Source organism: Xanthomonas sp. CFBP 8443 (assembly GCF_025666195.1).
GTDB lineage: Bacteria > Pseudomonadota > Gammaproteobacteria > Xanthomonadales > Xanthomonadaceae > Xanthomonas_A.
This window is the reverse complement of the sequence record NZ_CP102592.1, coordinates 4,132,835-4,158,801: the sequence shown is the minus strand read 5'-3', so window position 1 is coordinate 4,158,801 and position 25,967 is coordinate 4,132,835. Positions and strand designations below refer to the sequence as shown.

19 protein-coding genes are annotated in these 25,967 nt (G+C 70.6%); 7 read left to right on the top strand and 12 right to left on the bottom strand.

Translation table 11 applies throughout. The annotated features are described in order from the left end of the window. Window positions 1–180: 180 nt before the first annotated feature. Entirely contained in the window at window positions 181–2,829 is a 2,649-nt protein-coding gene (locus NUG20_RS17380) for a hybrid sensor histidine kinase/response regulator (RefSeq protein ID WP_263395673.1), read from the bottom strand. 304 nt (window positions 2,830–3,133) lie between these two features. Continuing rightward, window positions 3,134–4,303 (bottom strand): OprO/OprP family phosphate-selective porin, encoded by a 1,170-nt coding sequence (locus NUG20_RS17375; RefSeq protein ID WP_263395672.1) that lies wholly within the window; start codon window positions 4,301–4,303, stop codon window positions 3,134–3,136. 473 nt (window positions 4,304–4,776) lie between these two features. On the opposite strand from NUG20_RS17375, the gene NUG20_RS17370 reads away from it, so the two are divergent. Continuing rightward, window positions 4,777–6,114 (top strand): dicarboxylate/amino acid:cation symporter, encoded by a 1,338-nt coding sequence (locus NUG20_RS17370; RefSeq protein WP_263395671.1) that lies wholly within the window; start codon window positions 4,777–4,779, stop codon window positions 6,112–6,114. Window positions 6,115–6,261: 147 nt separating this feature from the next. Continuing rightward, on the top strand, window positions 6,262–8,556 hold the full coding sequence (locus NUG20_RS17365; protein WP_263395670.1) for an NADP-dependent malic enzyme: 2,295 nt from the start codon (window positions 6,262–6,264) through the stop codon (window positions 8,554–8,556). 447 nt (window positions 8,557–9,003) lie between these two features. On the opposite strand, the gene NUG20_RS17360 is transcribed toward NUG20_RS17365, so the two are convergent. Further along, the gene (locus NUG20_RS17360) at window positions 9,004–9,264 is read right to left on the bottom strand and encodes a helix-turn-helix domain-containing protein (protein WP_263398520.1); all 261 of its coding nucleotides are present in this window, start codon (window positions 9,262–9,264) and stop codon (window positions 9,004–9,006) included. Between the two features lie 192 nt (window positions 9,265–9,456). Here NUG20_RS17360 and NUG20_RS17355 point away from each other — a divergent pair, with 192 nt between their 5' ends. From NUG20_RS17355 to NUG20_RS17345, 3 genes are read left to right on the top strand one after another with little or no spacing between them, the layout of a single operon-like run. Beyond that, window positions 9,457–9,654, top strand: a complete 198-nt coding sequence (locus tag NUG20_RS17355) for a zinc-finger domain-containing protein (RefSeq protein WP_263395669.1) — start codon at window positions 9,457–9,459, stop codon at window positions 9,652–9,654. A gap of 11 nt (window positions 9,655–9,665) precedes the next feature. After that, the gene (locus NUG20_RS17350; RefSeq protein WP_263395668.1) at window positions 9,666–10,778 is read left to right on the top strand and encodes a glycosyltransferase; all 1,113 of its coding nucleotides are present in this window, start codon (window positions 9,666–9,668) and stop codon (window positions 10,776–10,778) included. Next, window positions 10,759–12,120 carry an O-antigen ligase family protein gene (locus tag NUG20_RS17345; protein WP_263395667.1) on the top strand — a complete coding sequence of 454 codons (1,362 nt, stop codon included), beginning with the start codon at window positions 10,759–10,761 and terminating at the stop codon, window positions 12,118–12,120. Before NUG20_RS17350 ends, NUG20_RS17345 begins: the two co-directional genes overlap by 20 nt. 290 nt (window positions 12,121–12,410) lie before the next feature. Here the strand turns inward: NUG20_RS17345 and NUG20_RS17340 are convergent, their stop codons facing one another. Further along, window positions 12,411–13,355 carry an LpxL/LpxP family Kdo(2)-lipid IV(A) lauroyl/palmitoleoyl acyltransferase gene (locus NUG20_RS17340; protein ID WP_263395666.1) on the bottom strand — a complete coding sequence of 315 codons (945 nt, stop codon included), beginning with the start codon at window positions 13,353–13,355 and terminating at the stop codon, window positions 12,411–12,413. A 119-nt stretch (window positions 13,356–13,474) separates the two neighbouring features. Between NUG20_RS17340 and waaA the strand changes: the two genes are divergently transcribed. Then, the gene (waaA, locus tag NUG20_RS17335) at window positions 13,475–14,794 is read left to right on the top strand and encodes a lipid IV(A) 3-deoxy-D-manno-octulosonic acid transferase (RefSeq protein WP_263395665.1); all 1,320 of its coding nucleotides are present in this window, start codon (window positions 13,475–13,477) and stop codon (window positions 14,792–14,794) included. A 213-nt stretch (window positions 14,795–15,007) separates the two neighbouring features. Here waaA and NUG20_RS17330 read toward each other — a convergent pair whose 3' ends face one another. The 4 genes from NUG20_RS17330 to NUG20_RS17315 form a co-directional block, all read right to left on the bottom strand. After that, the gene (locus tag NUG20_RS17330; protein WP_263395115.1) at window positions 15,008–15,931 is read right to left on the bottom strand and encodes an IS110 family transposase; all 924 of its coding nucleotides are present in this window, start codon (window positions 15,929–15,931) and stop codon (window positions 15,008–15,010) included. 436 nt (window positions 15,932–16,367) lie between these two features. Continuing rightward, a complete protein-coding gene (locus NUG20_RS17325) occupies window positions 16,368–17,732 on the bottom strand; it encodes a TolC family outer membrane protein (protein WP_263395664.1) in 1,365 nt (454 codons plus the stop codon). Between the two features lie 19 nt (window positions 17,733–17,751). Continuing rightward, the gene (locus tag NUG20_RS17320) at window positions 17,752–18,411 is read right to left on the bottom strand and encodes a protein-L-isoaspartate O-methyltransferase family protein (RefSeq protein ID WP_263395663.1); all 660 of its coding nucleotides are present in this window, start codon (window positions 18,409–18,411) and stop codon (window positions 17,752–17,754) included. A 129-nt stretch (window positions 18,412–18,540) separates the two neighbouring features. Beyond that, window positions 18,541–19,206 (bottom strand): TetR/AcrR family transcriptional regulator, encoded by a 666-nt coding sequence (locus NUG20_RS17315; RefSeq protein WP_263395662.1) that lies wholly within the window; start codon window positions 19,204–19,206, stop codon window positions 18,541–18,543. Window positions 19,207–19,555: 349 nt separating this feature from the next. On the opposite strand from NUG20_RS17315, the gene NUG20_RS17310 reads away from it, so the two are divergent. Continuing rightward, the gene (locus NUG20_RS17310) at window positions 19,556–22,525 is read left to right on the top strand and encodes a ligand-binding sensor domain-containing diguanylate cyclase (protein ID WP_263395661.1); all 2,970 of its coding nucleotides are present in this window, start codon (window positions 19,556–19,558) and stop codon (window positions 22,523–22,525) included. A 193-nt stretch (window positions 22,526–22,718) separates the two neighbouring features. Here the strand turns inward: NUG20_RS17310 and leuB are convergent, their stop codons facing one another. Genes leuB through leuC form a run of 4 tightly spaced genes read right to left on the bottom strand, consistent with a single transcriptional unit; the run spans window position 22,719 to window position 25,957 of the window. Then, window positions 22,719–23,795, bottom strand: a complete 1,077-nt coding sequence (gene leuB / locus NUG20_RS17305) for a 3-isopropylmalate dehydrogenase (protein WP_263395660.1) — start codon at window positions 23,793–23,795, stop codon at window positions 22,719–22,721. Then, window positions 23,785–24,363: a 3-isopropylmalate dehydratase small subunit gene (leuD, locus tag NUG20_RS17300; protein ID WP_263395659.1), complete on the bottom strand. Its 579-nt coding sequence runs from the start codon at window positions 24,361–24,363 to the stop codon at window positions 23,785–23,787. Before leuD ends, leuB begins: the two co-directional genes overlap by 11 nt. After that, window positions 24,363–24,542 carry a hypothetical protein gene (locus NUG20_RS17295; RefSeq protein WP_263395658.1) on the bottom strand — a complete coding sequence of 60 codons (180 nt, stop codon included), beginning with the start codon at window positions 24,540–24,542 and terminating at the stop codon, window positions 24,363–24,365. Before NUG20_RS17295 ends, leuD begins: the two co-directional genes overlap by 1 nt. After that, a complete protein-coding gene (gene leuC / locus NUG20_RS17290) occupies window positions 24,542–25,957 on the bottom strand; it encodes a 3-isopropylmalate dehydratase large subunit (RefSeq protein WP_263395657.1) in 1,416 nt (471 codons plus the stop codon). Before leuC ends, NUG20_RS17295 begins: the two co-directional genes overlap by 1 nt. Between the last annotated feature and the right edge of the window lie 10 nt (window positions 25,958–25,967).

The window sequence follows — 25,967 nt, the reverse complement described above, 5'->3', positions numbered from 1 at the left end:
GAGAGGGGTTAGGCGCACCGCGGCTATTTCCTTCTCCCACCGGGAGAAGGTGCCCCGCAGGGGCGGATGAGGGTACGGGCGCAGCCTCGTGCATCCAACTCCGCGAGCCGCTGCGCGCCGGACCCTCACCCCAACCCCTCTCCCGGGGGGAGAGGGGCTATTGCTCCGGTGATAGAGCGCTCAACCGCGGCGCAGCAGCATCTGCGTCATCAGTGCGCGTAGCGCCGGCGCGCGCACCGGCTTGGCCAGGAAGCCCCAGCCGCGTTCCTGGGCCAGCGCGCGCAGCGCCGGATCGGCTTCGGCGGTGACCAGGATCACCCGCGGCTCGGCGTTCCAGCGCTCGCACAGTTGCGCGAACAGGGCCGGGCCGTCGCGCGCGCCCATGCGCACGTCCAGCAGCACCAGCTCCGGCGCCTGTGCCGGTTGCGCCGCGGCCAGCGCTTCCTCCGGGCCGGCGGCCAGTTCCACCCGGCATGCCCAGCGTTCCAGCAGCATGCGGCTGGCCTCGCACACGCGCGGCTCGTCGTCGATGCACCACACCCGGCAGCCGTGCAGGATCGGGTCGTCGCCGTTGTCGCTGGCCACCGCAGTCGGCGGCTGCGCCTGCGCCGCGGCGTCGGCGTCGCCCAGCGCCACGGTGACCGCGAACACGCTGCCGCGGCCGAGCTGCGAGCGCAGGCCGATGCGGTGACCGAGCAGGCGGCCAATGCGCTCCACGATCGCCAGGCCGAGGCCGGCGCCGCGATCATGGGCGACGCCGTCGCCGAGGCGGCGGAACTCTTCGAAGATCTCCTGCTGCAGCGCTTCGGGGATGCCCGGGCCCTGGTCGTGGACTTCGATGCGCAGGCGCTCGCCGTCGCGGCGGCAGCCCAGCAGCACGCGTCCGCGCGGGGTGTAGCGGATGGCGTTGGACAGGAAGTTCTGCAGGATGCGGCGCAGCAGGGTCTCGTCGCTGCGCACCGTGGCGCGGGTCGGCATGTAGTCCAGGCGCAGGCCGCGGTCCTGCGCGACGATGCCGAACTCGTGCGCCAGGGCCTGCAGCAGCGGCCCCAGCGCGAAATCGCGCACCTGGGTCTTCAGCGTGCCCGCTTCCAGCCGCGAGATGTCCAGCAGGCTGTTGAGGATCGCGTCCTGCGCGACCAGCGCGTTGTCGACATGGTCGGCGATCTGCCGCGCGTCGTCGTCGTGCAGCTTGCCGCGCAGCGCCGAGACGAACATGCGCGCGGCGTTGAGCGGTTGCAGCAGATCGTGCACCGCCGAGGCGACGAAGCGGGTCTTGTAGCGGTTGGCGTTCTCGGCCTCGCGCTTGGCGTCGGCCAGGTCGCGGGTGCGTTCGGCGACGCGGTGTTCGAGCGCATCGGCCAACGAGCGCAGTTCGCGCGCGGCGTTCTTGTAGCTGGTGATGTCGGCATAGCTGGTGACGAAGCCGCCGTCGGGCAGCGGGTTGCCGCGGATCTCCAGCACGGTGCCGTCGTCCTTCTCGCTCTCGCGCATGTGCGGGCGGCCGCTGCGCAGGTGGTCGAGGCGGCGCTGGATCGCCGCCTCCACCGGGCCGGGGCCGAGCAGGCCGCGGCGCGCGTTGTAGCGGAACACGTCCTCGATCGGGCGGCCGATGCGGATCAGTTCCGGCGGGAAGCGGAAGATCTCCAGGTAGCGCGAATTCCACGCCACCAGGCGCAGCTGCGCATCGATGATCACCACGCCCTGCGGCAGATGCTCCAGGCTGCGGCTGAGGCCGGTGTCGGCCTGCTGCGCGGCCTGCACGATGCCGTCCTGCGCGGTGCGCAGCTCCTGCGCGTGCTGTTGCAGCAGCGATTCCAGTTCGCGCCGGCTGCGCTGGCGCAATCGCGCCAGGCGCTGGCGCTGCTGGAACAGCAGGCCCAGGAACACCAGCGCCAGCCAGATGCCGGCCGCGGCCAGCGCGGCGGCGCGGCCGGCGGCGCGGCTGCCGCCGATGTCGTGCAGCAGGTGCAGGCGCCAGCCGCTCTCCGGCAGCGCCATGCTCTGCCATAGCAGCGGCGCGCGTTGCGCGGGCGCATCGACGCGCATCACCTGGCCGCCGTCGTCCAGCGTGTCCAGGCTGCGCCGCTGCGCCGGCAGCAGCGCTTGCCGGGCATACTGGCGGGTGGCCAGCAGTTCCTCGCGTTCGCGCGCGCTCAGCGGCTGCAGCTGGCGGTAGCGCCAGGCGTCGCGGCTGGACAGGAACACCACGCCGTGGCGGTCGCTGACCAGCACCACGTCGGGCACGCGCAGCCATTCGCGCTCCAGCGCGGCCAGCTCGATCTTGATCACGATCACGCCGAGGGTGCGCCCGGCCTCGTCGCGGATCGCCTGCGACAGGAAATAGCCGGGCACGCCGGTGGTCATGCCGATGCCGTAGAAACGCCCGCTGCCCTGCGCCAGCGCCTGCTTCACGTAGGGGCGGAAGCTGTAGTCGGCGCCGACGTTGCTGCTGGCCAGGCGCCAGTTGCTGGCGGCCACGGCGACGCCGTCGGCGCCGATCAGGGTCAGCGTCGAGGAGCGGGTGACGTCGTTGGCGCGCTCCAGCTTCAGGTTCAGCCGCTGGTGCGTGGCCGGGTCCAGCGGCCGGGTCAGCGCGTCGCGCAGTTCCGGATCCAGCGCCAGCACCTGCGGCAGGGTGCGATAGCGGTCGATGCGCTGCTGCAGGGTCTGCGCGTACAGGTCCAGCTGTTGCCGCAGTTGCCGGCTCTCGGCGCGCAGCGCGCGCTGTTCGGCGAAATGCCCGGCCGACAGCATCGCCAGCGCCATGCCGCCGAGGACGGCGAGCAGGAGCAGGGCGAGGTGGCGATAGCGCGAAGCGGAATACATGCGGAGGGGACGCGGCCGGACGATGGCCGTCAGCTTAGCGGCAGCGGCGTGCGCGCTGGTGGCGATCGGTCTGGCAGGCGGCACCTGTGGCGCCGATGCGATCGCGCCGTCGGCCGTCGCGGCCGGACGTCGGATGCAGTTCGGCAGTGCCGGCCCGGTGTGGCCAGGCCGGCGGCGCCAAGCTGTATTTTCCTCTTGAATCCGTCCCGATCGGGCATTGCCGATCGGGACGTCGATCAGAACGTGCGATCCGTACGTCCTGATCGGGCATGCCGATCGGCACGTGCCGATCAGCGCGCGTCGATCAGAACTGCACCTGCGCACGCAGGTCGAACGAGTTCGGCTTGGTGCGCACGCCGGCGCGTTCGGCATCGGCGCGCACGTAGTTGGCCTGGAACTTGAAGTGGCTGGTCAGGTACCAGTTGGCGCCCAGGGTCCAGTTGTGCTCACGGCCGCCGAGGATGCTGCCGTCGTCCAGATCCAGGCGGCTGTAGCGGGCCAGCAGCTCGACCGCGCCGTAGGCGTTGGCCGGCTTGATGTTGGCCACGTTGCCGGCGCTGTACGGGCGCGACTCGCCGGTCAGCACGTAGCTGGCGAAGACGTACTGGCCGTCGGCGGTGTAGTCGGGGCGGCCGTTGTCGCGGGTGACCTCGGCGCGCAGCGCCTCGCCCTGCAGCGAGAACGGACCCTTGATCCAGATCGCTTCCAGGCCGGTGCGGCGCACCTGGTCGGCATCGACCAGGGTGCCCGAATCGACCAGGCGCACGTCGGTCAGGCCGGCTTCCGGGCGCGCACGCAGACGCACGCGAGGGCTGAAGCTCACGTCCAGGCCGTTGTGGTAGCCGCGCGGATTTTCCTGCGAGTAGGCCAGGCCCAGGTGCAGCACGTCGCCCTCGGCCTTGAACGGGGTCCACACGCCGCGCACCGCCTGGGTGGTGCCGGGGTTGTCGCCCTGCAGGTCCTTGCCGCCGTACGCGCCGGCCTGCAGCAGGTACTGCGGACGCTCGAAGGTCCACTCCACGCCGGTGCGGCGGCCCTGGTAGATCGCCTGGATCGGCAGCGCGGTCTCCATGAAGCTGTCGGCGCGCGAACTGGTCACGCCTTCCAGGCCGACCGGCACCTTGATGTAGCCCAGCCGCACCTTGCCGTAGTCGCTGCCGAATAGCGCCTTGGTCTCGACGCGGAAGAACACGTCCAGCCACAGCTTGGACTGGAAGTCGAAGTACACCATCGCGTCGTACACGCCCTTCTTCTTCAGCGTGGCGCCGAATTCCTTGCGCCGGAACGCGTTGTCGTCTTCCAGGCGCGCGTCGTCGTCGGAGAAGTTGTTCCAGTCGTAGCCGTAGTTGCCGGTCAGGGCCAGTTCGGTGCCGTCGTTGAAGGCGACCTTGGTCGGCCAATCGTCGAAGCCGCTGGCGACGGCGGGAGCGGCGGCGGTCAGGCACAGCGCAGCGAAGAGAAGGGTATGGCGCATGGTGTGATGTCTTCTTGATGAGGAAAAAAGCGCGCCGGCACTCGACTGAACGGGACGGGCTTGCGCGGGCGGTGCAGCGAGTTGCCGACCGCGGCCGACCCTCGGCCGCGGTGCGGGCGCATCCGTCGGAACAACGAGCCGCCCGCATGCAATAGCGGACGCATCCGGCGGTTCTTTACAGCGATGTTGCGATCCTGCGACGGCGCATCGCCCCTGAATACGCATGCGACACCGGCAGCGCCGGCGGCAGATCGGTGCGCGACGCAGCATCGGCGGGGCGCGGCCCGGCGCCGGCGTTGCGTGTCGCATCTCCCTCCCGTGAGCGTGCCGGGACACTGTAACTGCGCCGGCGGCGCCGCGAACAGGGGACTAGTACCAATAGGTTATCTGCTTAGAAGCCGGTGCCGCGTACAAAGGCAGCATTCCGGGACCTGCGTCGGGTCCCCGGTCCGTCCCGTTCCGGAGCGCTCTGCATGCATATCCCAACTTCCCCGGCCGACGGCCTCGTGCATCGGCATGTGCCGTTCTACCGGCAGCTGTATTTCCAGGTGGTGGTCGCCATCGTGCTCGGCGCGCTGCTCGGCCACTTCGAGCCGGCCTTCGCCGAGAAGCTCAAGCCGCTGGGCGACGCCTTCATCAAGCTGGTGAAGATGATCATCGCGCCGGTCATCTTCCTGACCATCGTCACCGGCATCGCCGGCATGACCCACCTGAAGACGGTGGGCCGCGTCTTCGTCAAGGCGATGGTGTATTTCCTGTTCTTCTCCACGCTGGCGCTGGTGGTCGGCATGATCGTCGCGCACGTGGTGCAGCCCGGCGCCGGCATGAACATCAATGCGGCCGACCTGGACCAGAGCGCGGTGCACAGCTACGTGGAGAAGTCGCACGAACTGACCCTGGTCGGCTTCCTGATGGACATCATCCCGAAGACGCTGCTCAGCCCGTTCGTCGGCGACAACATCCTGCAGGTGCTGTTCGTGGCGGTGCTGTTCGGCGTGTCGCTGGCGCTGGTCGGCGAGCGCGGCAGGCCGGTGCTGAACCTGCTGGAGGCGCTGGTCGCGCCGGTGTTCAAGCTGGTGCACATCCTGATGCGCGCCGCACCGCTCGGCGCGTTCGGCGCGATCGCCTTCACCATCGGCAAGTACGGGGTGGAGTCGCTGATCAACCTGGCCTGGCTGGTGGGCTCGTTTTACGTGACCGCGCTGCTGTTCGTGCTGGTGATCCTGGGCGCGGTGGCGCGCCTGTGCGGCTTCTCGATCTTCAAGCTGATCCGCTACCTGAAGGCGGAACTGCTGCTGGTGCTGGGCACGTCCTCGTCCGAATCGGCGCTGCCGTCGCTGATGGAGAAGATGGAGAAGGCCGGCTGCGAGAAGTCGGTGGTCGGGCTGGTGGTGCCCACCGGCTATTCGTTCAACCTGGACGGCACCAACATCTACATGACCCTGGCCGCGCTGTTCATCGCCCAGGCGACCAACACCGAGCTGACCCTGGGCCACCAGATCGCGCTGCTGCTGGTGGCGATGCTCAGCTCCAAGGGCGCCGCGGGCGTCACCGGCGCCGGCTTCATCACCCTGGCGGCGACGCTGGCGGTGGTGCCGGAAGTGCCGGTGGCGGGCATGGCGCTGATCCTGGGCGTGGACCGCTTCATGAGCGAATGCCGCTCGCTGACCAACTTCATCGGCAACGCGGTCGCCACCGTGGTGGTCTCGCGCTGGGAGAACGCGCTGGATCGCGATCGCCTGCGCATTGCCCTGGACGGCGGCGAAGACGCGCTGCCGGCGGTCGTGGCCGAGCCTGCCGCGATCCGCTGAGTTTCATCACCCTGCGCGCGCGCCGGCCTTGCCGGCGCGTCGTGTTTCCGGCCCCCGGCCTGCGCGGCGACAGCCGCAAGACAGGCTTGGCCATGGCCCAGGGAGTAGAATCCTGGGTCCTCGCGCCTCTCGACTACAGAAGCCTCGATGTCAAACGACGATTTCAAACAGGCCGCCCTCGACTATCACCGCCAGCAGCCGCCGGGCAAGATCAAGGTGTCGGCGACCAAGCCAATGCTGACCCAGCGCGACCTGTCGCTGGCCTATTCGCCGGGCGTGGCGTTCGCCTGCGAGGCGATCGTCGCCGATCCGCAGCAGGCCAGCGCGCTGACCGCGCGCGGCAACCTGGTCGCGGTGATCAGCAACGGCACCGCGGTGCTGGGCCTGGGCAACATCGGCCCGCTGGCGTCCAAGCCGGTGATGGAAGGCAAGGGCGTGCTGTTCCAGAAGTTCGCCGGCATCGACGTGTTCGACATCGAGATCGACGAGAACGACCCGGACAAGCTGGTCGACATCATCGCCAGTCTGGAGCCGACCTTCGGCGGCATCAACCTGGAAGACATCAAGGCGCCCGAGTGCTTCGTGGTCGAGCGCAAGCTGCGCGAGCGGATGAACATCCCGGTGTTCCACGACGACCAGCACGGCACCGCGATCATCGTCGGCGCGGCGGTGCTCAACGCGCTGGTGGTGACTGGCAAGAAGATCGAGGACGTCAAGCTCGCCACCACCGGCATGGGCGCGGCCGGCATCTCCTGCGTCAACATGCTGGTGTCGCTGGGGCTGAAGCCGGAGAACATCCTGGCGCTGGACCGCGACGGCGTGATCCACACCGGCCGCACCGACCTGGACCCGGACAAGCTGCGCTACGCGCGCGACACCGACAAGCGCACCCTGGCCGAGATCGTCGAGGGCGCGGACATCTTCCTGGGCCTGTCGGCCGCCGGCATCCTCAAGCCGGAGATGGTGGCGACGATGGCGCCGCAGCCGGTGATCTTCGCCCTGGCCAATCCGAATCCGGAAATCACCCCGGAGGCGGCCAAGGCGGTGCGCCCGGACGCGATCATCGGCACCGGCCGTTCGGACTACCCGAACCAGATCAACAACGTGCTGTGTTTTCCGTACCTGTTCCGCGGCGCGCTCGACGTCGGCGCCACCGGCATCAACGAGGCGATGAAGATCGCCTGCGTCAAGGCGATCGCGGCGATGGCGCGGCGCGAGGCCTCCGACCTGGGCGCGGCCTACGGCGGCGAGACCCCGAGCTTCGGTCCCGACTACCTGATCCCGCGGCCGCTGGATCCGCGCCTGCTGGTCGAGCTGTCCTCGGCGGTGGCGCAGGCGGCGATGGATTCGGGCGTGGCCACGCGCCCGATCGCCGACATGGCCGCCTACCGCGACACGCTCAGCCAGTTCGTCTACCGCACCAGCCTGATGATGAAGCCGGTGTACGACCGCGCCCGCGCCGACAAGCAGCGCGTGGTCTACGCCGAGGGCGAAGAGGAAGTGGTGCTGCGCGCGGTGCAGAGCGTGATCGACGAAGGCCTGGCGTTCCCGATCCTGATCGGCCGCCCGGACGTGATCGAGGCGCGCATCGAGCGGCTGGGCCTGCGCATCACCGCCGGCGTGGACTTCGAGATCACCAACATCCACGACGATCCGCGCTTCAACGACTACTGGCAGTACTACCACGCGCTGACCGAGCGCCGCGGCGTCACCGTCACCGCGGCCAAGGAACTGATGCGCTCGCGGCCGACGCTGATTGCCGCGGTGATGGTCGCGCGCGGCGAAGCCGATGCGCTGCTGACCGGCGTGGTCGGCCGTTTCCACAAGAAGCTCGGCTACGCGCGCAGTGTGATCCCGCTGGAGCCGCGGGTCAGTTCGACCTCGGCGATGACCGGGGTGATCAACCAGCAGGGCGCGTTCTTCTTCCTGGACACGCACGTGCAGGAAGATCCGAGCGTGGAGCAGATCGTCGAGGCCACGCTGCAGGCCGCGTACCGGCTGAAGCTGTTCGGCATCGAGCCGAACATCGCGCTGCTGTCGCACTCCAACTTCGGCAGCCACGACTCGCGCGACGCGCTGAAGATGCGCCAGGTACGCGAGGCGCTGCTCAAGCGCAAGCCCGAACTCAACATCGACGGCGAGATGCAGGGCGACACCGCCTGGGACGAGGCGCTGCGCAAGCAGATCATGCCCAACAGCACGCTGAAGGGCCGCGCCAACCTGTTCGTGCTGCCGAACCTGGAAGCGGCCAACATCGCCTACAACCTGGTGCGCGTGTTCACCGACGGCGTGGCGATCGGCCCGATCCTGATGGGCATCTCCAAGCCGGTGCACATCCTCACCACCAGCGCCACCTCGCGGCGGGTGATGAACATGACCGCGATCGCCGCGGTCGATGCGCAGATCCGCAAGCAGCTGGAAGCGGAGAAGAGCGCACCGTAAGCGCTGGCTTCGGGCGTTCGATGTACATGCGCGCGCAGCCGTGGTGGCTGCGCGTTTTGCTGTCGGCACTGCATGCCGAGCGGGGCGTGCGGTGTCTCTCTGCGGCGCGTGTCCGGATGCCATCGCATCGGGCCAGCCCGTCGCGCCACAACGTGGTGATCGGGCTTGCTAGCGAACGGGAGTGGGCTGCCTCGCGCAGACGTCAGGAACTGACCGATAGAATTAACTGCGGCTCGAACCCCGGCGTGATCGATGGCCGATGGGCCGTGGCGTCGGGACGCCGCACAGACGTCTCCCGCGCACACGCCGTCGGCGTGCGTCGCATGAACGATTTAGAGTCCGAGGCGGGATGAGCCGCTCTCGGCGGGCGCAGGCTTGACGCCATGGCGGCATCCGCCGCGCGGCTGCGCAGGATCGCACGCGGCGCCAGCGGCGCCGCGAGGGTTCTCAGGCCAGGCGCTTGCCGGCTGGCAGCGGCAGGCTTTCGTGGTCGCCCTGGTTCAGCTTGGACGGCTTGCCGGTCAGCAGCACGTAGGCATCGACGCCGGTAAGTTCGGCAATCTTCAGCAAATGCCGGGCATTGGGAACCGAACGATTGTTCTCCCAGTGACCCAGGGTGCTATGCGCCACACCAAGCAAGGCCGCCAGCTCGCGCAGCGTGAAACCGGCATTGCGCCGCGCCTGCATCAATCGCACACCTATATCCACGGGACACCTCGGAGCGGCAGGTTTGCGCCGCGTACCGCCGAGCATAGTGGATGTCATCGCTTGGCATCAAGCCGCTACGCAAGGACACGTCCAGGTCATGGCGGGCGGCGCATGCGCGCGCGCCGCCCGCCCCGGCGCGCGCGCGGGACGGGCTGCTAGAATTCGCTGTCCCCTCCCGCCGTGCCTACCGCCATGAGCCATACCGCCACCGCGCCCGCCAATGCAGAGAAGCGCTACACCGTGCACCGCGCCGAGCTGCCGCTGAGCTGCCCGACGCCGGAGATGGCGCTGTGGAACTCGCACCCGCGGGTCTACCTGCCGGTCGAGGACGAGCCGGGCAACGAAGCCCAGTGCCCCTACTGCGGCGCGGTCTTCGTGCTGGTCGACTGACCGCCGGCGCGATGCACCGCCTGACCGTGGTGCAGCTGCTGCCGGCGCTCGAATCCGGCGGCGTCGAACGCTCCACCCTGGAAATCGCCGCGGCGCTGGTCGCGGCCGGGCACCGCGCACTGGTGGTGTCGGCTGGCGGCCGCCTGCTGCCGGCGCTGGCCGCGACCGGCGCCGAGCACGTCGCCCTGGACATCGGCCGCAAATCGTTGCTGAGCCTGCGCCACGTGCCGGCGCTGCGCCGCCTGTTCGCGCGCGAGCGGGCGGACATCGTGCACGCGCGCTCGCGGCTGCCGGCCTGGCTGGGCTGGCACGCGCTGCGCGGCCTCCCGGCGGCGCAGCGGCCGCGCTTCGTCACCACCGTGCACGGGCTCAATTCGCCGAGCCGCTACAGCGCGATCATGGCCCGCGGCGAGCGGGTGATCTGCGTATCCGCCACGGTGCGCGACTACGTGCTGCGCCATTACCCGCAGACCGACCCGGCGCGGCTGCGGGTGATTCCGCGCGGCATCGACCCGGCGCAGTTCCCGCGCCGTGCGCAGCCCGATCCTGCGGCGCGCGCCTGGGCCGCGACCCAGGCACCGGCCACGGCCGGCCACGGCCCGTTGCTGTTGTTGCCCGGCCGCGGCACCCGCCTCAAGGGCCATGCCGACGCGCTGCGCCTGCTCGCGGCAGTGCGCGCCGACGGCAGCGACGCGCGGCTGTGGCTGCCCGGCGCGCGCGAGGCCGGGCGCGCGGCCTACATGCAGGAGCTGGAAGCGCAGGCCGCCGCGCTGGGCATCGCCGAGGCGGTCGCGTTCACCGCGCCGACCGCGCGCATCGCCGAGGCCTATGCCGCCAGCGACCTGGTGCTGCAGCTGTCGCGCAAGCCGGAAGCGTTCGGCCGCACCGTGGTCGAGGCGCTGGCGGTGGGGCGGCCGGTGCTGGGCTGGGCGCACGGCGGCGCCGGCGAACTGCTGGCGCAGCTGCAGCCCGAGGGCGCGGTACCGGCCTTCGATCCGGTGGCGCTGCACGCCGCCGCGGCGCGCCTGCTGGCGCATCCGCCGGCGCCGCCGGCGCAGATTCCCTACACGCTGCAGGCCATGCAGCGCGCGACCCTGGCCGTGTATGACGAACTCCACGACTGATTCCTCCCTGCTCGCGCCGCTGACCCCGGCGCGCAACGAGCGCTGGGCGCCGGTGTGGGTACTGGCGTTCGTGGCGTTGTGGCCGGCGCCGGGCCTGGCCGCGGGGGTGCTGGCGCTGGGCGCGCTGGTCACCCTGGCGCGGCTGCTGCACAGCCGTTTCCGCGGCGGCGCCAGCCTGCTCAGTGGCCCGGCGTGGGCGCTGACCACGCTGCTGTTCCTGAGCTACTGGCTGCCGCAGCCGCTGTCGGCGCTGGACGCGGTGGACGTGCCGCTGGCGCTGCGCGAATCGGCGGTGGACCTGCGCTTCCTGCCGTTCCTGTGGCTGGTGGCGATGGCGGTGGCGACGCCGCGCGGCCGCCGCACCACCTTCAACGGCCTGGCGATCATCGCCGCGATCTGGACCGCCGATGCACTGGCGCAGGCGCTGTGCGGCAGCAGTCCGCTGTTCTGGTCGATGGACCAGCTGAAGTGGGCGATCAGCCACCATGGCCTGTGCACGCCGCAGGAGATCGCGCTGGCCGACCGTCTCAGCGGGGTGTTCGGGCCGTGCAACCTCAAGTTCGGGCAGGTGCTGGCCAGCCTGTCGCCGTTCCTGCTGTTCCTGGCCGGGCGCCGCGGCGGCGCCTGGGGCTGGCTGTGCGCCGCCGCGGCGGTGGGCGTGGTGCTGGTGCTGGCCGGGTCGCGCGCCTCGTGGATCACCTACGCGCTGGTGCTGCTGCTGTCGGGCTGGCGCCTGCTGGGCATGCGCCGGCTGCTGGCGCTGGGCGTGGCCGCGGTGCTGGTCGCCGGCGTGCTCGGCGCGGTTTCGCCGCAGGTGCGCGAGCGCTTCGCCCGCACCACGCTGGCGCTGAGCGGGCGTCCGGCCGATCTGGACGCGGCGCTGGCCGGGCGCACGCAGATCTGGAGCGCCTCCTGGTGCATGATCCGCCAGCATCCGCTCAACGGCGTGGGCGTGCGCGGGTTCCGCGAAGCCTATGTCGCCTGCGACCCGGATCCTGCGCATGGGGGCGCCTGGGGCCGCGAGCCGGCCTTCCACGCCCACCAGATCGTGCTCGAGGTGCTCAGCGAGACCGGCGCGATCGGCTTGCTGCTGTGGCTGGCCGGCGCCGCGCAGGCCTGGCGCGCGTGGCGCTACGCCTCGCCGCAGGCGCGCGAACGGGCGCGGCCGGCGATGCTGGCGCTGCTGGCGACCGTGTTCCCGTTCAACACCCACCTGGCGTTCTATTCGTCGTTCTGGGGCTCGCTGGCGCTGATGCTGGTGGGGCTGTATGTCGGCGCGCTGCTGGCGGCGGAGGACGACGCCGACGGCGCTGCGGGGGCTGGTTCGCGTGCGGCGGGCTGATCGCTTCGCGCCGTACCCCCACCCCAACCCTCTCCCGGTGGGAGAGGGGCTAGGCTGTTCCCTTCTCCCACCGGGAGAAGGTGGCCCGAAGGGCCGGATGAGGGTACGGGCAAAGCCTCGGGAACCCAGATCAGCGAGCCGCTTCGCGCCGGACCCTCACCCCAACCCCTCTCCCGGTGGGAGAGGGGCTAAGGCTGCGTCTCGCGGTCTTCGAGTGCAGGCTGCGCCTGCACCCAACCAGTCCTACTGACTGAACATCCGCAGCGCGATCGGCGCAACGCGCACACTGCTCAATCGCGCGCGTAGAACGTACTGCGGCCGCCGGGCTGGCGCTTGAAGCGGCGGTGGATCCACAGGTATTGCGCCGGCGCCTCGCGCACCATGGCCTCGATCGCGGCATTGACCCGCGCGGTGTCGGCGACCATGTCCTGCGACGGAAAATCTTCCAGCGGCGGGGCGATGCGCAGCACGTAGTCGGCGCCTTCGCGGCGGTGGAAATACGGCACCACCGCGCAGCCGGTCAGCCGCGCCAACTGGTGGGTGGCGGTGATGGTGGAGGCGGGCATGCCGAAGAACGGCACGAACACGGTGTCCTTGCCGCGCATGTCCTGGTCCGGCGCGTACCACAGGAAGCCGCCGCGCTTGAGGTGGCGCACGCTGCCGCGCAGGTCTTCGTTGGCGAACATGGCGATGGCGTAGCGCAGGCGGCCGCGCTTGACCGCCCATTCGAACACCGGATTGCGGTGGCGGCGGTACATGCCGGCCAGCGGCACGTACTGGCACAGCAGACGCCCGCACATCTCCAGGGTCATGAAATGGCCCGACACCAGTAGCACGCCGCGGCCCTGCGCCTGCAGCGCGCGCAGGTGCTCCAGGCCTTCGATGCGGGTGCGGCGGCGGATCGGGGCGATGCTGCCCCACCAGGCGCGGGCGAACTCGAACACGCCCACGCCCAGCGCATCGAAGCTGTCGTGCAGCAGGCGCGTGCGCCAGGCCTCGCTCTGCTCGGGGAAGCACAGTTTCAGGTTCACTTCGGCGGCGTGGCGGCGGGTGCCGGCCAGGCGCAGCGCGATCCAGCCGACGCCGCGGCCGAGCGCGCGCTGCAGCAACCAGGGCAGCCGGGCCAGGGCCACGGCGATGCCGAGCAGCAACCAGGTCGGCCAGTGCCGCGGCGAACGCGGCGGCGGTGCGGCGGTGGTGGCGGCGGCCGGAAGGGCGGGGGATGGGTCGGACATGCGCCAAGTTTAGCCGGGAGCGGGCAACGCGGCGTCGGCGCCGCGTCGCGATGGCGCGTGCCGGGATGGCGGTCGCGATCGTCTGCCGCCTGCGCGGCGCAACCCGCTATGCTTCCGCGATGCGCAACGATTTCATCGAGCGGCTGCTGCGCGGCCTGTATTCGGCCGTGCTGTACATGCTGCTGCCGGTCACCGTCTATCACCTGGTCTGGCGCGGTTTCCGCGTGCGCCAGTACTTCCAGCGCTGGGACGAGCGCTACGCCTCGTATCCGCAGGCGCGCGGGCGGCCGCGGGTGTGGCTGCACGCGGTGTCGGTGGGCGAGGTCAACGTCGCCGCGCCGGTGGTCAACGCGCTGCGCGTGCTGCGCCCGGACATCCGCTGGGTGATCACCACCATCACCCCGACCGGGTCCGAGCGGGTGCGCGCGCTGTGGGGCGATGCGCTGGACCACGTCTACCTGCCGTACGACGTGCCCGGCAGCGTGGGCCGTTTCCTGCAGCACTTCCGCCCGAGTCTGGCGTTGATCCTGGAAACCGAACTGTGGCCGAACATGCTGTTCGGCTGCCGTGATCGCGACATCCCAGTGTATGTGCTCAACGCGCGGCTGTCGGCGCGCTCGCTGCGCGGCTACCGCCTGCTGCGGCCGTTGATCGGGCGCGCGCTGCGCACCGTCACCTGCGTGGCGGCGCAGTCGCAGGCGGATGCCGAACGCTTCATCGAGCTCGGCGCGCGCCCGCAGCAGGTGCGCGCGCTGGGCAACCTGAAATTCGATATCGCCGTGCCCGAGCACTTGCCGGAGTTCGTCGCCGCGTTCGGCGAACGCGTGGCGCCGACGCGGCCGGTGTGGATCGCCGCCAGCACCCACGAGGGCGAGGAGGCGGCGGTGATCGAGCTGCACCGGCAACTGCGCCGGCAGTGGCCGGACCTGCTGCTGCTGTGGGCGCCGCGCCATCCCGAACGTTTCGCCAAGGTCGAGGCGCTGGCGCGCGACCAGGGCTGGCGCGTGGCCACGCGCCGCCAGCAGCAGTGGCCCGGCGCCGAGGACGACGTGTTCGTGATCGATACGCTGGGCGAACTGATGGCGTTCTATGCCTGCGCCCAGGTCGCTTTCGTCGGCGGCAGCCTGCAGCCGATCGGCGGGCACAATCTGCTGGAGCCGGCCGCGGTCGGCACGCCGTCGGTGACCGGGCCGCACCTGCACAATTTCGCCGACATCTCGCGGCGCATGCGCGAGGCCGGCGCGGTCGCAATCTGCGAGGACGCCGCGGCGGTGTGCGCGGCGCTGCGCGATTTGCTGGGCGATGCCGCCGCGCGCGCGCGCATGGCCGAGGCCGGGTGCGCGCTGGTCGCCAATGGCCGCGGCGCGCTGCAGCGTGCGCTGCAACTGATCGCGCACGATCTGCCGCCGGTGGCGCCCGATCTGCCTCCGGGCGAATAGGCGTTGCGTCCTGGGCGTTGCGGCCGCAGACGTGTCGTGGGAGCGGCTCCGGTCGCGACATGCGTTGCCGGTAAAGCCCGTCGGGGCTGAAAGGAACCTCGAGAATCTCGCGGCCGGAATCTGCGCGATAGGGCATCACTGGCGCGCGCCTTTTCTGTCGCGGCTGAAGCCGCTCCTACAAAAATGCGGTGCTGCCACTGTAGGAGTCAACTGTCATGCAGAAGCGATCTCCGGAGGAGCGTAAGGCGCCTGGTCTCGGGCAATGGCATTGAGCCATCGCAGGTACTTGTGCATGCACGCGACAATGGCGACCTTGGCGGGTTTGCCTGCGGCGGTCAGGCGGGCGTAGGTGTGTGACAGCGGGGAGCCGGTGCGGATGGAGGCCCACGTGGCCATGTACAGCACTCGTCGCACGTCGGCGCGTCCGCCCTGGATGCGGCGTTGGCCGCGCCAGCGGCCGCTATCGCGATTGAACGGCGCCAGCCCGACCAAGGCGATGATCTTGCGCGGATGCACGGTGCCCAGCTCGGGGAGCCGGGCTGCCAGGGTGGCGCGCAGGATCGGGCCAAGCCCAGGCAATTTGGGCAGGCTGGAGCAGGCAGCCCCCGCCTGTGCGATCTGCCGGGACACGTTACAGATGCGCTGCTGCAGCAGCGCGATCACCTCGAGCCATTGGTCGCGCACCGCCTTGCAGGTCACGTGCTCCATGCAGCGGCGCTGCGCATCGCGCTGGGCGACCAGGGTGCTGCGCAGGTGGAGCAGTTCGCGCAGCGCCTGCAGCGGCGCAGGGAGCACCGCGGTGGGCTGAGCGTGGATGCACTGGGCCGCCACAGCCAGCAACCGCGCATCCAGAGCATCGGTCTTGGCCTTGAGTCCCAACGCGTGCGCCAGCGCACGAGGACGCTGGGCAGGCAGCCGGACCGCGGGCAGACCAGCCTGCGTCAGCACCTGCACTATCGCCCGTTCGTAGCCACCGCTGGCCTCCAGCACGATCCGCTCGCATCCCAGCAAGGCCAGGCGTTCGGCCAGGCCGGCGTGCCCCTCGGGCGTATTGGCCTGAGTCCAGGTCAGCCCATCCGGCAAGACGTGAACGACCAGCTCGGCCTTGGAGACATCGATCCCGACAAAGCGCTGCATAGACATAGGCGTTCTCCGCAGTAAACTCAGGGACGAGAGATCTCCTGCCGATGCCCATGCTTGTAGGTTCGAGCTCGCGGCTCAGGCAACTGTTCGGGCTTGCTGGCAGGAGAAACGGAGTGCGGCGGCCCTGACTCCTACTCGTGCTCGTGAGGCACTGCGACTTAGCGGCCTGCCGCACTCCGCTCTCACCTCAACGATAGACCTGCGTAAGACACAAGCGGCTTCAGCCGCGACAGAAAGATGAAGCGCTCGCGATGCCAAGGCGCTCATCGAAAACGCGGCATCAGCGCCCGCGAGTCCCTCATCCCAGGATCTTGCTCGGAGTCCTCGGTGCCACCAGGCATTGTCCCTGGCCACTGTGCCGGTCCTCAAGCAAAAACGGCGGACCCGAAGGCCCGCCGTTCGCGGTGCCGCACAGACGCCGGTATCGGCGTTACTGGGTGCTGCTGCCGGAGTTGAGCTTGGATTCGGCGCTCTGGGTCAGCAGCGCGTTGATCGACTGCACCTCGGCCACGTCCAGCGAGCCCAGCGCCTGGCTCAGCAGCAGGCGGTTCTGCAGGAAGTTGTAGCGCGCCTGCGCATAGGCCAGCTGCGCCTGGTACAGCGTGCGCTGGTTCTGGACCACGTCCAGCACGGTGCGCGTGCCCACTTCCAGGCCGACCTGCGAGGCGTCGTACGCGGCCTGCGCCGAGACCACCGCCAGGCGCCGCGCCTCGATTTCGCTGATGCCGGCGACCACGGTCTGGTACGCGTTGCGGGTGTTGCGATCGAGCGCGCGCTTCTGCAGCTCGTACGTGTCCTGGGCGATGTCGCGCTGCGCCAGCGCCTGGCGCACCGCCGACTGGGTCGCGCCGCCGGCGAAGATCGGAATGTTCAGGGTCACGCCGATGACGTTGCTGTCCGAGCGCGGCGAGTTGCTGCCGGAGACGCCGTCGCCCCAGCTGGCGTCGCGGCCGACGCTGGCCGCCAGGTTCAGCGTCGGCAGGTGGCCGGCGCGCGCGGCGGAGACGCTGTTCTCGGCCGCCTGCACCTGGTACTGGTAGGCGCGCAGCGAGGGGTTCTTGTCCAGCGCCGAGGCGATCAGGCCGTCGATGTTGCTGCTCTCGGCCGGCAGCTGCGGGCGGAAGTCCTCCGGCAGGCTGCGCAGGTCGCGCACCGGCTGACCGGTGATCTCGGTCAGCGCCTGGTACAGGTCCTGCAGCGAGTTGCGCGCGGTGATCGTGTCGGCGCGCGCCTGGTCGTACTCGGCGCGCGCTTCGTGCACGTCGGTGATCGGCGCCAGGCCCACTTCCAGGCGCTTGTCGGCGTAGTCGAACTGCTTCTTGGCGGCGGCTTCGTTGGTCTCCGCGGCGACCAGCGACTCGATCGCCACCAGCACGTTGAAGTAGGCGGCGGAGGTGCGCACGATCAGGTCGTCGTTGGCCGATTCCAGCGTGTAGTCGGCGGCCAGGCTGTTGGCCTTCTGCGCGCGCAGGGTGGCGAACTGGGCGAAGTTGACCAGCGTCTGCTGGCCCTGGATCGCGTAGCTGCGGCTCTTGCCGGTGCCGGCCAGTTCGCCGGTGCCGCGCTCGATCTCGCTGTGGCTGCGCTGCAGCGACGCAGAGCCGTTCAACTGCGGCAGCAGCGCCGCGCGCGCCTGCACTTCGCCTTCCTTGTTGTATAGCCGGTTCGATTCGGCGGTGGCCAGCTGCGGATCGCTGTTGCGCGCCATTTCGTAGACTTGCAGCAGGTCCGTGGCGTTGGCGGCCAACGGAGACAGCGCGGCGGCCAGCGCCAGGACGAGGGATCGGCGGATCATTGCGGCTTCCTTGGATGGATCAGAATGTGAACTGGGGGACCGGCGCGGCACCGCGCAGGTAGTACGCCAAATCGGTTTCGAACAGCGATTCCACGCGCGGCGCGCCGGCATCGGCGTGGACCAGCACCGCGTCCATGACCGGAGCGCGGCCGCGGATCGCGAACAGCCGGCCGCCGGGACGCAGCCAGGCCAGGAACTGCGCCGGGATCTCGGTGACGGCGGCGGTGACGCAGACCACGTCGAACCGGCGCTCGCTGTGCCAGCCGAACGCGTCGGCGGTTTCGATGCGCACGTTGCTGCCCAGCGCGGCGGCATCCAGGTTGGCGCGCGCACTGGCGGCCAGGGCCGGCTCGATCTCCAGGCTGACCACGTCGCGGCCGAGCTCGCCCAGGCAAGCGCTGACGAAGCCGCTGCCGGTGCCGATCTCCAGTACGTCCTCGCCCGGCTGCAGGTCCAGCGCCTGCAGCATGCGCCCTTCGATCACCGGCTTCATCATGTATTGGCCGTGGCCCAGCGGGATCTCCAGATCGGCGTAGGCCACCGCGCGATGCGCCTGCGGCACGAACAGCTCGCGCGGCAGCCGCGCCAGCACGTCGAGCACGCGCAGGTCGAGCACGTCCCAGGGACGCACCTGCTGTTCAACCATCTTTTCGCGGGCTTGGGAGTAGTCGATCGTCATCTGGGGCATCCAACGCGGTGGGTCGCGCATTTTAGCCGGCCCAAAGGCCGTGCGTATGCTGCAGCATCGCCGCAGGCGGGCCATGGCGCGCAGTGCCGGAAGTCACCGGGCCGGCCTGCCGGGGCGGACTCAGCGCGGCGCATAGGCGCGCAGGAAGAAGTCGACGCTGGCCTGCACATGGGCCTGGATCCGGGCCTGGCTGGGGTCGCGGCACAGGCCGCACATCATCAGCGAGTGCAGTTCGCCCTTGACCAGGCAGAAGAACTGCGAGGCGGCCAGGGGCAGGTCGGGGATCTCCAGCTCGCCGGCGGCGACATGCGCCTGCAGCAGCTGCGCCAGGTCCTGCTGGGTCCGTTTGGGACCGGCATTCCAGAACATCTCGCGCACGTGTTCGTCGCCGGTGCCGGGCGCGAGCATCATGCGATGGGTCGCCATGGCCGCGTCGCTGCCGATCATCGCGAAGAACGCCAGGCCGATTTCCACCAGCTGCGCGCGCAGCGGTCCTTTGCGCGCATGCCCGAACAGGTCGTCGGGCAGCAGCGCCTGGCACTGCGCGCGGACCGCTTCGGCGAACAGGGTCTCCTTGTCGCCGTAGTGGCTGTAGACGGTGAGCTTGGACACGCCGGCCCGCGCGGCGATGCCGTCCATGCTGACCCCGCCGAAGCCCAGTTCGGTGAACAACTGCTTGGCCGCTTCCAGGATCGCCGCGCGCTTGCCCATGTCCTTGGGCCGCCCCGGGCCGGCGGCACGGGTGGAGGATTTGGGGGAGGGGACGACGGAGGGTTTACTGACCATGGCGGCAATACTAGACCAGTCGGTTCGATATTTATACTATACCGTGTAGTGCACTATTGGCTGCGGCGATCTTCATGGTGCCTGCTGGCCAGGCCGTCGGGTGCGACTCGTGCGCCGCCTTGGCCCGAAAAAGCCATGTACACGCCGCCTGGACGATGCTGAACGCAGCGTGCCGCAGCACCCGCGGCGTAGGGAACGTCCTGACATCGGCGGCGAACGCGCAGTGATAAATTGCATTCCTTGCATGGTAGGGGATGGCTGCGCGCTGGCGCGGCGCGATCGGAAGGCAATGGAGCAGGGGGCACACCGTCATTCGACTGTCGGCGGCGCGCACGCGTTGCGCCGCCGCGTGCGCGTCTGCCTGCTGCTGGCGCTGCTGTGCGCTTGCTGCGCGGCAGGTGCGGCAGGTGCGGCAGGTGCGGGCGCCCAGCAGGCGGCGCTGGCCCTGTCCGAACATGCCATCACCGAGCGGCCCACGGTGGTGCGCTGGACCATGGAGGAAGGCCTGCCGCACAACCTGGTGCATGCGCTGGCGCAGGACCGCGACGGCCTGCTGTGGATCGGCACCTGGGAGGGCGTGGCACGTTTCGATGGCCGCGGCTTCACCGTCTTCGATCGGCAGAACACGCCCGGCATGGAGATGTCCGGGGTGTTCGTGATCGTGCCCGAGCGCGAGGGCGGGGTCTTGATCGGCACCGCCTACGACGGCGTGTTCCGCTATGCCGAGGGCAGTTGGGAGCACCTGGGCGACGCGCGTGCGCGGCGGCTGTCGGTGGTCTCGATGCTGCGCGACCGCGACGGTGCGCTGTGGGTCGGCAGCGAGGACGGGTTGTACCGGATCGAGGCCGATGGCCGCCTGAGCGCCGTCGGCGCTGCGGCCGGTTTGCCGAAGACGCGGGTCGCGGCGCTGCTGCAGCAGGCCGATGGCGGCGTGCTGGTCGGCACCGCGCAGGGCCTGTTCCGCCTCGACCCCGCCACGACGCGCGCGCAGCGCTGGGGCCGCACCGCGGCGATGCGCGTGGCGCCGGTGCGGCGCCTGGGCCACGACCGCGACGGCGGATTGCTGGTCGCCGGCGATGCCGGCGTGTTCTGGCTGCATGCCGACGGCACGCTGCAGTGGTTGCGCCAGGGCCAGCGGGTCGACGCCGCGCTGCAGGATCGCCAGGGCCAGCTGTGGACCAGCCTGTCCAGCGGCCAGCTACTGCGGCGTTCGCGCAACGGCGCCAGCGAGGAGATGCTGTCGATCTCCGGCGTGGTCAGCCCGGCGCTGATCGAAGACCGCGAAGGCCTGATCTGGGCCGGCAGCACCGACGGCCTGTTTCGCGTCGCCGCGGGCGATGCCGGCGGCCTGACCCGGCGCGACGGCCTCTCCGGCGACTACGTGCGCGTGGTGCGGCAGAGCGCCGACGGCGCGATCTGGATCGGTCATGCGGCGGGGCTCGACCGCTGGCAGCGCGGCCGCGTCGGCGCGCTGCGCATCGCCACCGGCGGTCGCGACCCGTCGGTGCTGGCGCTGGCGCCGGCCAACGACGGCGGCATGTGGGTCGGCACCTACGACCAGGGCGTGCTGCTGCTGGCGGCCGACGGCGCGGTCCGGCAGCGCCTCGGGACCGAGGCCGGCGTGCCGCGCACGATGGTGCGCGCGCTGCTGCAGGATGCGGACGGCGGCCTGTGGATCGGCAGCAATGCCGGCCTGATCCATCGCCGCGGCGGCCGCAGCCGCGTGTACACCGTGGCCGACGGGCTGCCGGCGGCGCAGGTGCAGGCGCTGTACCGCGACCGTGCCGGGGTGCTGTGGATCGGCACCAGCGACGGCATCGCCTCGCTGTCGGCGAGCGGCGCGCTGCGGGCGTGGCCGAGCGGCGCCGCGTTCCCGGCGCACAACGCGTTCGATTTCCTGGGCGATGCCGACGGCTCGCTGTGGATCGCCAGCGACCGCGGCCTGCTGCGGCTGCGCGGCGACCGCTTCCAGGTCTACGACCATCGGGTCGGACTGCCGCGCGACAAGCTGTTCCGGATCATCGACGACGGCCACGGCCATCTGTGGGCGACCAGCAACCAGGGCGTGTTCCGCATCGCCCGCGACAGCATCGCGCAACTCGATGCCGGCCGCCGCACGCAGCTGGCGGTGGACGCGGTCGACCGCAGCGACGGCATGCCCGGCAGCCAGGGTAACGGCAGCAGTGCGCCGGCCGGCTGGCTGACCCGCGACGGCACCTTGCTGATCCCGACCTCGGCCGGCCTGGCCCTGATCGACCCGGCGCTGCCCAGCCGGCATGCGCTGCGCGCGCCGGCGGTGGTGGTCGAGCGGCTGCAGGTCGACGGCCGCGAACAGCCGCTGCGCCACGACTACCGCTTGCACGGCAGCGTCGGTCGGCTCGCCGTCGACTATGCGGGGCTGAGCTTCCGCTCGCCGGACAAGGTGCGCTACCGCTATCGCCTGCATGGCTTCGACCGGCAGTGGATCGACGCCGGCAGCAGCGAGACTGCGGTCTACACCAACCTGCCGCCGGGCAGCTATCGCCTGGAGATACAGGCCACCACCAGCGCGATGGACTGGTCGCGCAGCGCGCTGGTCGGACGCACCTCGCTGCAACTGGAGCTGGTGCCGCCGTTCTGGCAGCGCGGCCCGTTCGTGGTGATCGCGGCGATCGCCTGCAGCGGCCTGCTGATGTGGTGGTACCGCAGCCGCAGCCATCGCTACCTGCGCCGCCAGCGCCGGCTCAACCGCATCATCGCCGAGCGCACCCACGAGCTGCGCGCGAAGAACCTGGCGCTGAAGCTGGCCGATCGCGAACGCGACGAACTGGTGCGCAAGCTCGCCCACCAGGCCGGCCATGACGCGCTGACCGGCCTGCCGAACCGGCGCACCGCCGACCCGCACCTGACCGCGGCGCTGGAGCGCGCGCTGGCCAAGCCGGCGCCGCTGTGCGTGGCCTTGCTGGACATCGACAACTTCAAGCGGATCAACGACACGCACGGGCACGAACTCGGCGACGAAGTGCTGCGCCGGGTCGGCGAAGCGTTGCGTGCCAGCCTCGGCGAGCAGGCGTTCGCCGCGCGCCATGGTGGCGAGGAATTCCTGCTGGTCTTGCCGGGCCTGGACCGCGAACAGGCGCGGGCGCGGCTGGACGAGCTGCGCCGCCGCGTCGCCGCGATCGTGGTCCTCGATGGCGACGGCCGTGCGCTGCAATGCACCGCCAGCATCGGCTTCGCCTGCCTGGCCCCGACGCTGCAGACCCGCCGCGAACTGCTGGCCCTGGCCGACCAGCGCCTGTACCAGGCCAAGCGCGAGGGACGCGATCGGGTGATCGGGTAGGGCGCAATCGCGAGACGGCAGCGCGCGCCCTTGTAGGAGCGGCTTCAGCCGCGACAGGATCCGGCGCTGCAGGCCCGCCGTGCAATGTGTCGCGGCTGAAGCCACTCCTACAGACGCGATTCACGCGGCCTGACTCGGGCGCGACCGCTACCTATCTGCGCAGCGGCCGAAGGCCGTTACCAATCTCCAATCCCTACTCCCGAATCCCCGCCGCCTGCAGCCGCTCCACCACCGCGCGTGCCGCCGCATTGGTGGAAATGCCCTGGCCCGGCGCGGCGAGGTCGGCGGTGAAGGCCTGCGCGTCGAGCGCGGCGTCCACGGCCTGTTCGATCGCCTCGGCTTCGGCGCTCAGGCCCAGCGAATGGCGCAGCAGCAGCGCGGCGCTGAGGATGGTGGCGTAGGGATTGGCGATGCCCTTGCCGGCGATGTCCGGGGCCGAGCCGTGGATCGGCTCGTACAGGCCGATCCGGCCTTCGCCCAGCGACGCCGACGGCAGCAGGCCCAGCGAGCCGGCCAGCATCGAGGCCTCATCGGTGAGGATGTCGCCGAACATGTTCTCGGTGACGATCACGTCGTACTCGCGCGGCTTGGCCAGCAGGTGCATGGCCATCGAATCGACCAGCTGGTGCTCCAGGCGCACGTCCGGGAACTCGTCGCGGCCGATGCGCGCGGCCACGTCGCGCCACAGCCGCGAGGTCTCCAGCACATTGGCCTTGTCCACCGAGGTGACGTGGTTGCGGCGCTGCTGCGCCAGCCGGAACGCGCTGCGCAGCACCCGCTCGATCTCCTCGACGCTGTAGCGGCACAGGTCGCTGGCGTCGGTGGCGCTGCGGGTCTTGTCGCCGAAGTAGATGCCGCCGGTCAGCTCGCGCACCACCACGATGTCCACGCCGGTGAGCAGATGCGACTTGATCGGCGAGGCGTCCAGCGCCGCCGGGTGCGGCTTGACCGGGCGCAGGTTGGCGAACAGGCCCAGGCCGCGGCGGATCGCCAGCAGGCCCTGCTCGGGGCGGATCGTGGCATTGGGATCGGACCATTTCGGCCCGCCGACCGCGCCCAGCAGCACCGCGTCGGCCTGCTGGCAGGCGGCCAGCGTCGCCGCCGGCAGCGGCTCGCCGTGGCGGTCGATGGCGATGCCGCCGATGTCGTGTTCGTGGAACTCGAACGTGTGCTGGTAGCGGCGGGCGATGGTGCGCAGCACCGACACCGCCGCGGCGGTGACTTCAGGGCCGATGCCGTCGCCGGGCAGGACGACGATGTCAGCGTGCATGGGCGGCCTCGTACTGTGCGATGAAGGGTTCGCGCAGCAGCAGGTAGCCGAGTTCGTCGACGCCTTCGAGCAGGCAGGTCTGCGAGAACTCGTCGAGCGGGAAGGCGTAGACCCGGCCGTCGGGCGTGCGCAGTTCGCGCGCGGCCACGTCCACGGTCAGCGCGTCGTCCGGACGCTGCATCAGCGTCTGCACGTCGGCCTCGGCCAGCACGATCGGCAGCAGCCCGTTCTTGAGGCTGTTGTTGCGGAAGATGTCGGCGATCTCGCTGCTGACGATGGCGCGCAGGCCCAGGTCGGTCAGCGCCCACGGCGCGTGCTCGCGCGAGGAGCCGCAGCCGAAGTTGCGCCCGGCCAGCAGGATCTGGCGGCCGGCGTTGTGCGGCTGGTTGAACGCGAACTCCGGGTTCGGCGTGCCGTCGGCCTGCCAGCGCCAGTCGTTGAACGCATTGCGGCCGAGGCCGGCGCGCTCGGTGGTGGACAGGAACCGCGCCGGGATGATCTGGTCGGTGTCGATGTTGGTCTGGCGCAGCACCACGCTGGCCGAGGTGAGGGCGGCGAATCCGGCCATCAGCAGGTCTCCTGGGACACGGTGGCAGGTGCGGCGGCCGCGTCGGCCGGCGTCGCCGGCGGCAGCGCAGGGGTCGGCACGTGCGGCGGCAGCAGCGGCTTGCCGCGGTGGGCGAAGGCGCGGGTGGTCGCGGCGACGAAGGTCAGCGTGGCCGCGAGCGCGGCGATGTGCGGCACCATCACGCGACCTCCGCGAACAGCGTGCGCGGGTCGCTGACCTGGCCGTTCACCGCGGCCCACGCCGCGGTCATCGGCGAGGCCAGCAGGGTGCGCGCGCCGGGGCCCTGGCGGCCTTCGAAATTGCGGTTGCTGGTGCTCACCGCCAGTTGCCCCGGCGCGACCAGGTCGCCGTTCATCGCGATGCACATCGAGCAGCCGGATTCGCGCCATTCGGCGCCGGCGGCGCGCACCACCTCGTGGATGCCTTCGGCCTCGGCCTGGCGCTTGACGATCTCCGAGCCCGGCACCACCAGCATGCGCACGTTCGGCGCGACGCGGCGGCCGCGCAGCACCTGCGCCACTTCGCGCATGTCGCTGAGCCGGCCGTTGGTGCAGGAACCGACGAACACCACGTCCACCGGGGTGCCGATCAGCGCATGGCCGGATGCGAAGTGCATGTAGTCCAAGCCCTTCTGCGCGGCCGCGTCCTGCGCCGCCGGGATCGGCACGTCCACCGCGATCGCGGTGCCGGGGTGGGTGCCCCAGGTCAGGGTCGGGCGGATGTCGCGCGCGTCGATGCGCACCTCCACGTCGAAGCGCGCGCCCGGATCGCTGCGCAGCTGCGACCAGCGCTGCACCGCGGCGTCGAACTCCGCGCCTTTGGGCCCGCGCGGCGTGTTCGCCATCCAGTCGAAGGTGATCTGGTCAGGCGCGACCATGCCGGCGCGCGCGCCGGCCTCGATCGACATGTTGCACAGGGTCATGCGCTGCTCCATGTCCATCGCTTCGATGGTGGAGCCGCGGTATTCGAGCACGTGGCCGGTACCGCCGTTGACCCCGATCACGCCGATGATGTGCAGGATCACGTCCTTGGCGCCCACGCCCGGCGCCAGCGGCCCGTCGACGCTGATCGCCATGGTCTTGGCCTTGCGCTGCAGCAGGCACTGCGTGGCCAGCACGTGGCCGACCTCGCTGGTGCCGATGCCGAACGCCAGCGCGCCGAACGCGCCGTGGGTGGAGGTGTGGCTGTCGCCGCAGACGATGGTCATGCCGGGCTGGGTGAAGCCCTGCTCGGGCGCGATCACGTGCACGATGCCGCGGTTGTCCGAGGCCATGTCGAACAGTTCGATGCCGTAGTCGGCGCAGTTGCGCGCGAGCATGTCCACCTGCGCCTCGGAGGCCTTGGTGTAGTACGGCAGCTTGCCGTCGGCGCCGCGCGGCAGGGTCGGCGTGGAGTGGTCCATCGTCGCCTTGGTGCGGTCGGGCCGGCGTGGCTTGAGGCCGCGCGACTTCAGTTCGGTGAACGCCTGCGGCGAGGTCACCTCGTGGATCAGGTGCAGGTCGATGTACAGCACCGCCGGAGCGGTGCTGCTTTCGGGGACGACGACGTGCGCGTCCCACAGCTTGTCGTACAGGGTACGGGGGGTCGAAGACATTACGGGACTA

Coding starts and splice junctions, on each gene's coding strand:
- NUG20_RS17380 (WP_263395673.1), bottom strand. CDS start 2,829: ATGTATTCCGCTTCGCGCTATCGCCACCTCGCCCTGCTCCTGCTCGCC.
- NUG20_RS17375 (WP_263395672.1), bottom strand. CDS start 4,303: ATGCGCCATACCCTTCTCTTCGCTGCGCTGTGCCTGACCGCCGCCGCT.
- NUG20_RS17370 (WP_263395671.1), top strand. CDS start 4,777: ATGCATATCCCAACTTCCCCGGCCGACGGCCTCGTGCATCGGCATGTG.
- NUG20_RS17365 (WP_263395670.1), top strand. CDS start 6,262: ATGTCAAACGACGATTTCAAACAGGCCGCCCTCGACTATCACCGCCAG.
- NUG20_RS17355 (WP_263395669.1), top strand. CDS start 9,457: ATGAGCCATACCGCCACCGCGCCCGCCAATGCAGAGAAGCGCTACACC.
- NUG20_RS17350 (WP_263395668.1), top strand. CDS start 9,666: ATGCACCGCCTGACCGTGGTGCAGCTGCTGCCGGCGCTCGAATCCGGC.
- NUG20_RS17345 (WP_263395667.1), top strand. CDS start 10,759: ATGACGAACTCCACGACTGATTCCTCCCTGCTCGCGCCGCTGACCCCG.
- NUG20_RS17340 (WP_263395666.1), bottom strand. CDS start 13,355: ATGTCCGACCCATCCCCCGCCCTTCCGGCCGCCGCCACCACCGCCGCA.
- waaA (WP_263395665.1), top strand. CDS start 13,475: ATGCGCAACGATTTCATCGAGCGGCTGCTGCGCGGCCTGTATTCGGCC.
- NUG20_RS17330 (WP_263395115.1), bottom strand. CDS start 15,931: ATGCAGCGCTTTGTCGGGATCGATGTCTCCAAGGCCGAGCTGGTCGTT.
- NUG20_RS17325 (WP_263395664.1), bottom strand. CDS start 17,732: ATGATCCGCCGATCCCTCGTCCTGGCGCTGGCCGCCGCGCTGTCTCCG.
- NUG20_RS17320 (WP_263395663.1), bottom strand. CDS start 18,411: ATGACGATCGACTACTCCCAAGCCCGCGAAAAGATGGTTGAACAGCAG.
- NUG20_RS17315 (WP_263395662.1), bottom strand. CDS start 19,206: ATGGTCAGTAAACCCTCCGTCGTCCCCTCCCCCAAATCCTCCACCCGT.
- leuB (WP_263395660.1), bottom strand. CDS start 23,795: ATGCACGCTGACATCGTCGTCCTGCCCGGCGACGGCATCGGCCCTGAA.
- leuD (WP_263395659.1), bottom strand. CDS start 24,363: ATGGCCGGATTCGCCGCCCTCACCTCGGCCAGCGTGGTGCTGCGCCAG.
- NUG20_RS17295 (WP_263395658.1), bottom strand. CDS start 24,542: ATGGTGCCGCACATCGCCGCGCTCGCGGCCACGCTGACCTTCGTCGCC.
- leuC (WP_263395657.1), bottom strand. CDS start 25,957: ATGTCTTCGACCCCCCGTACCCTGTACGACAAGCTGTGGGACGCGCAC.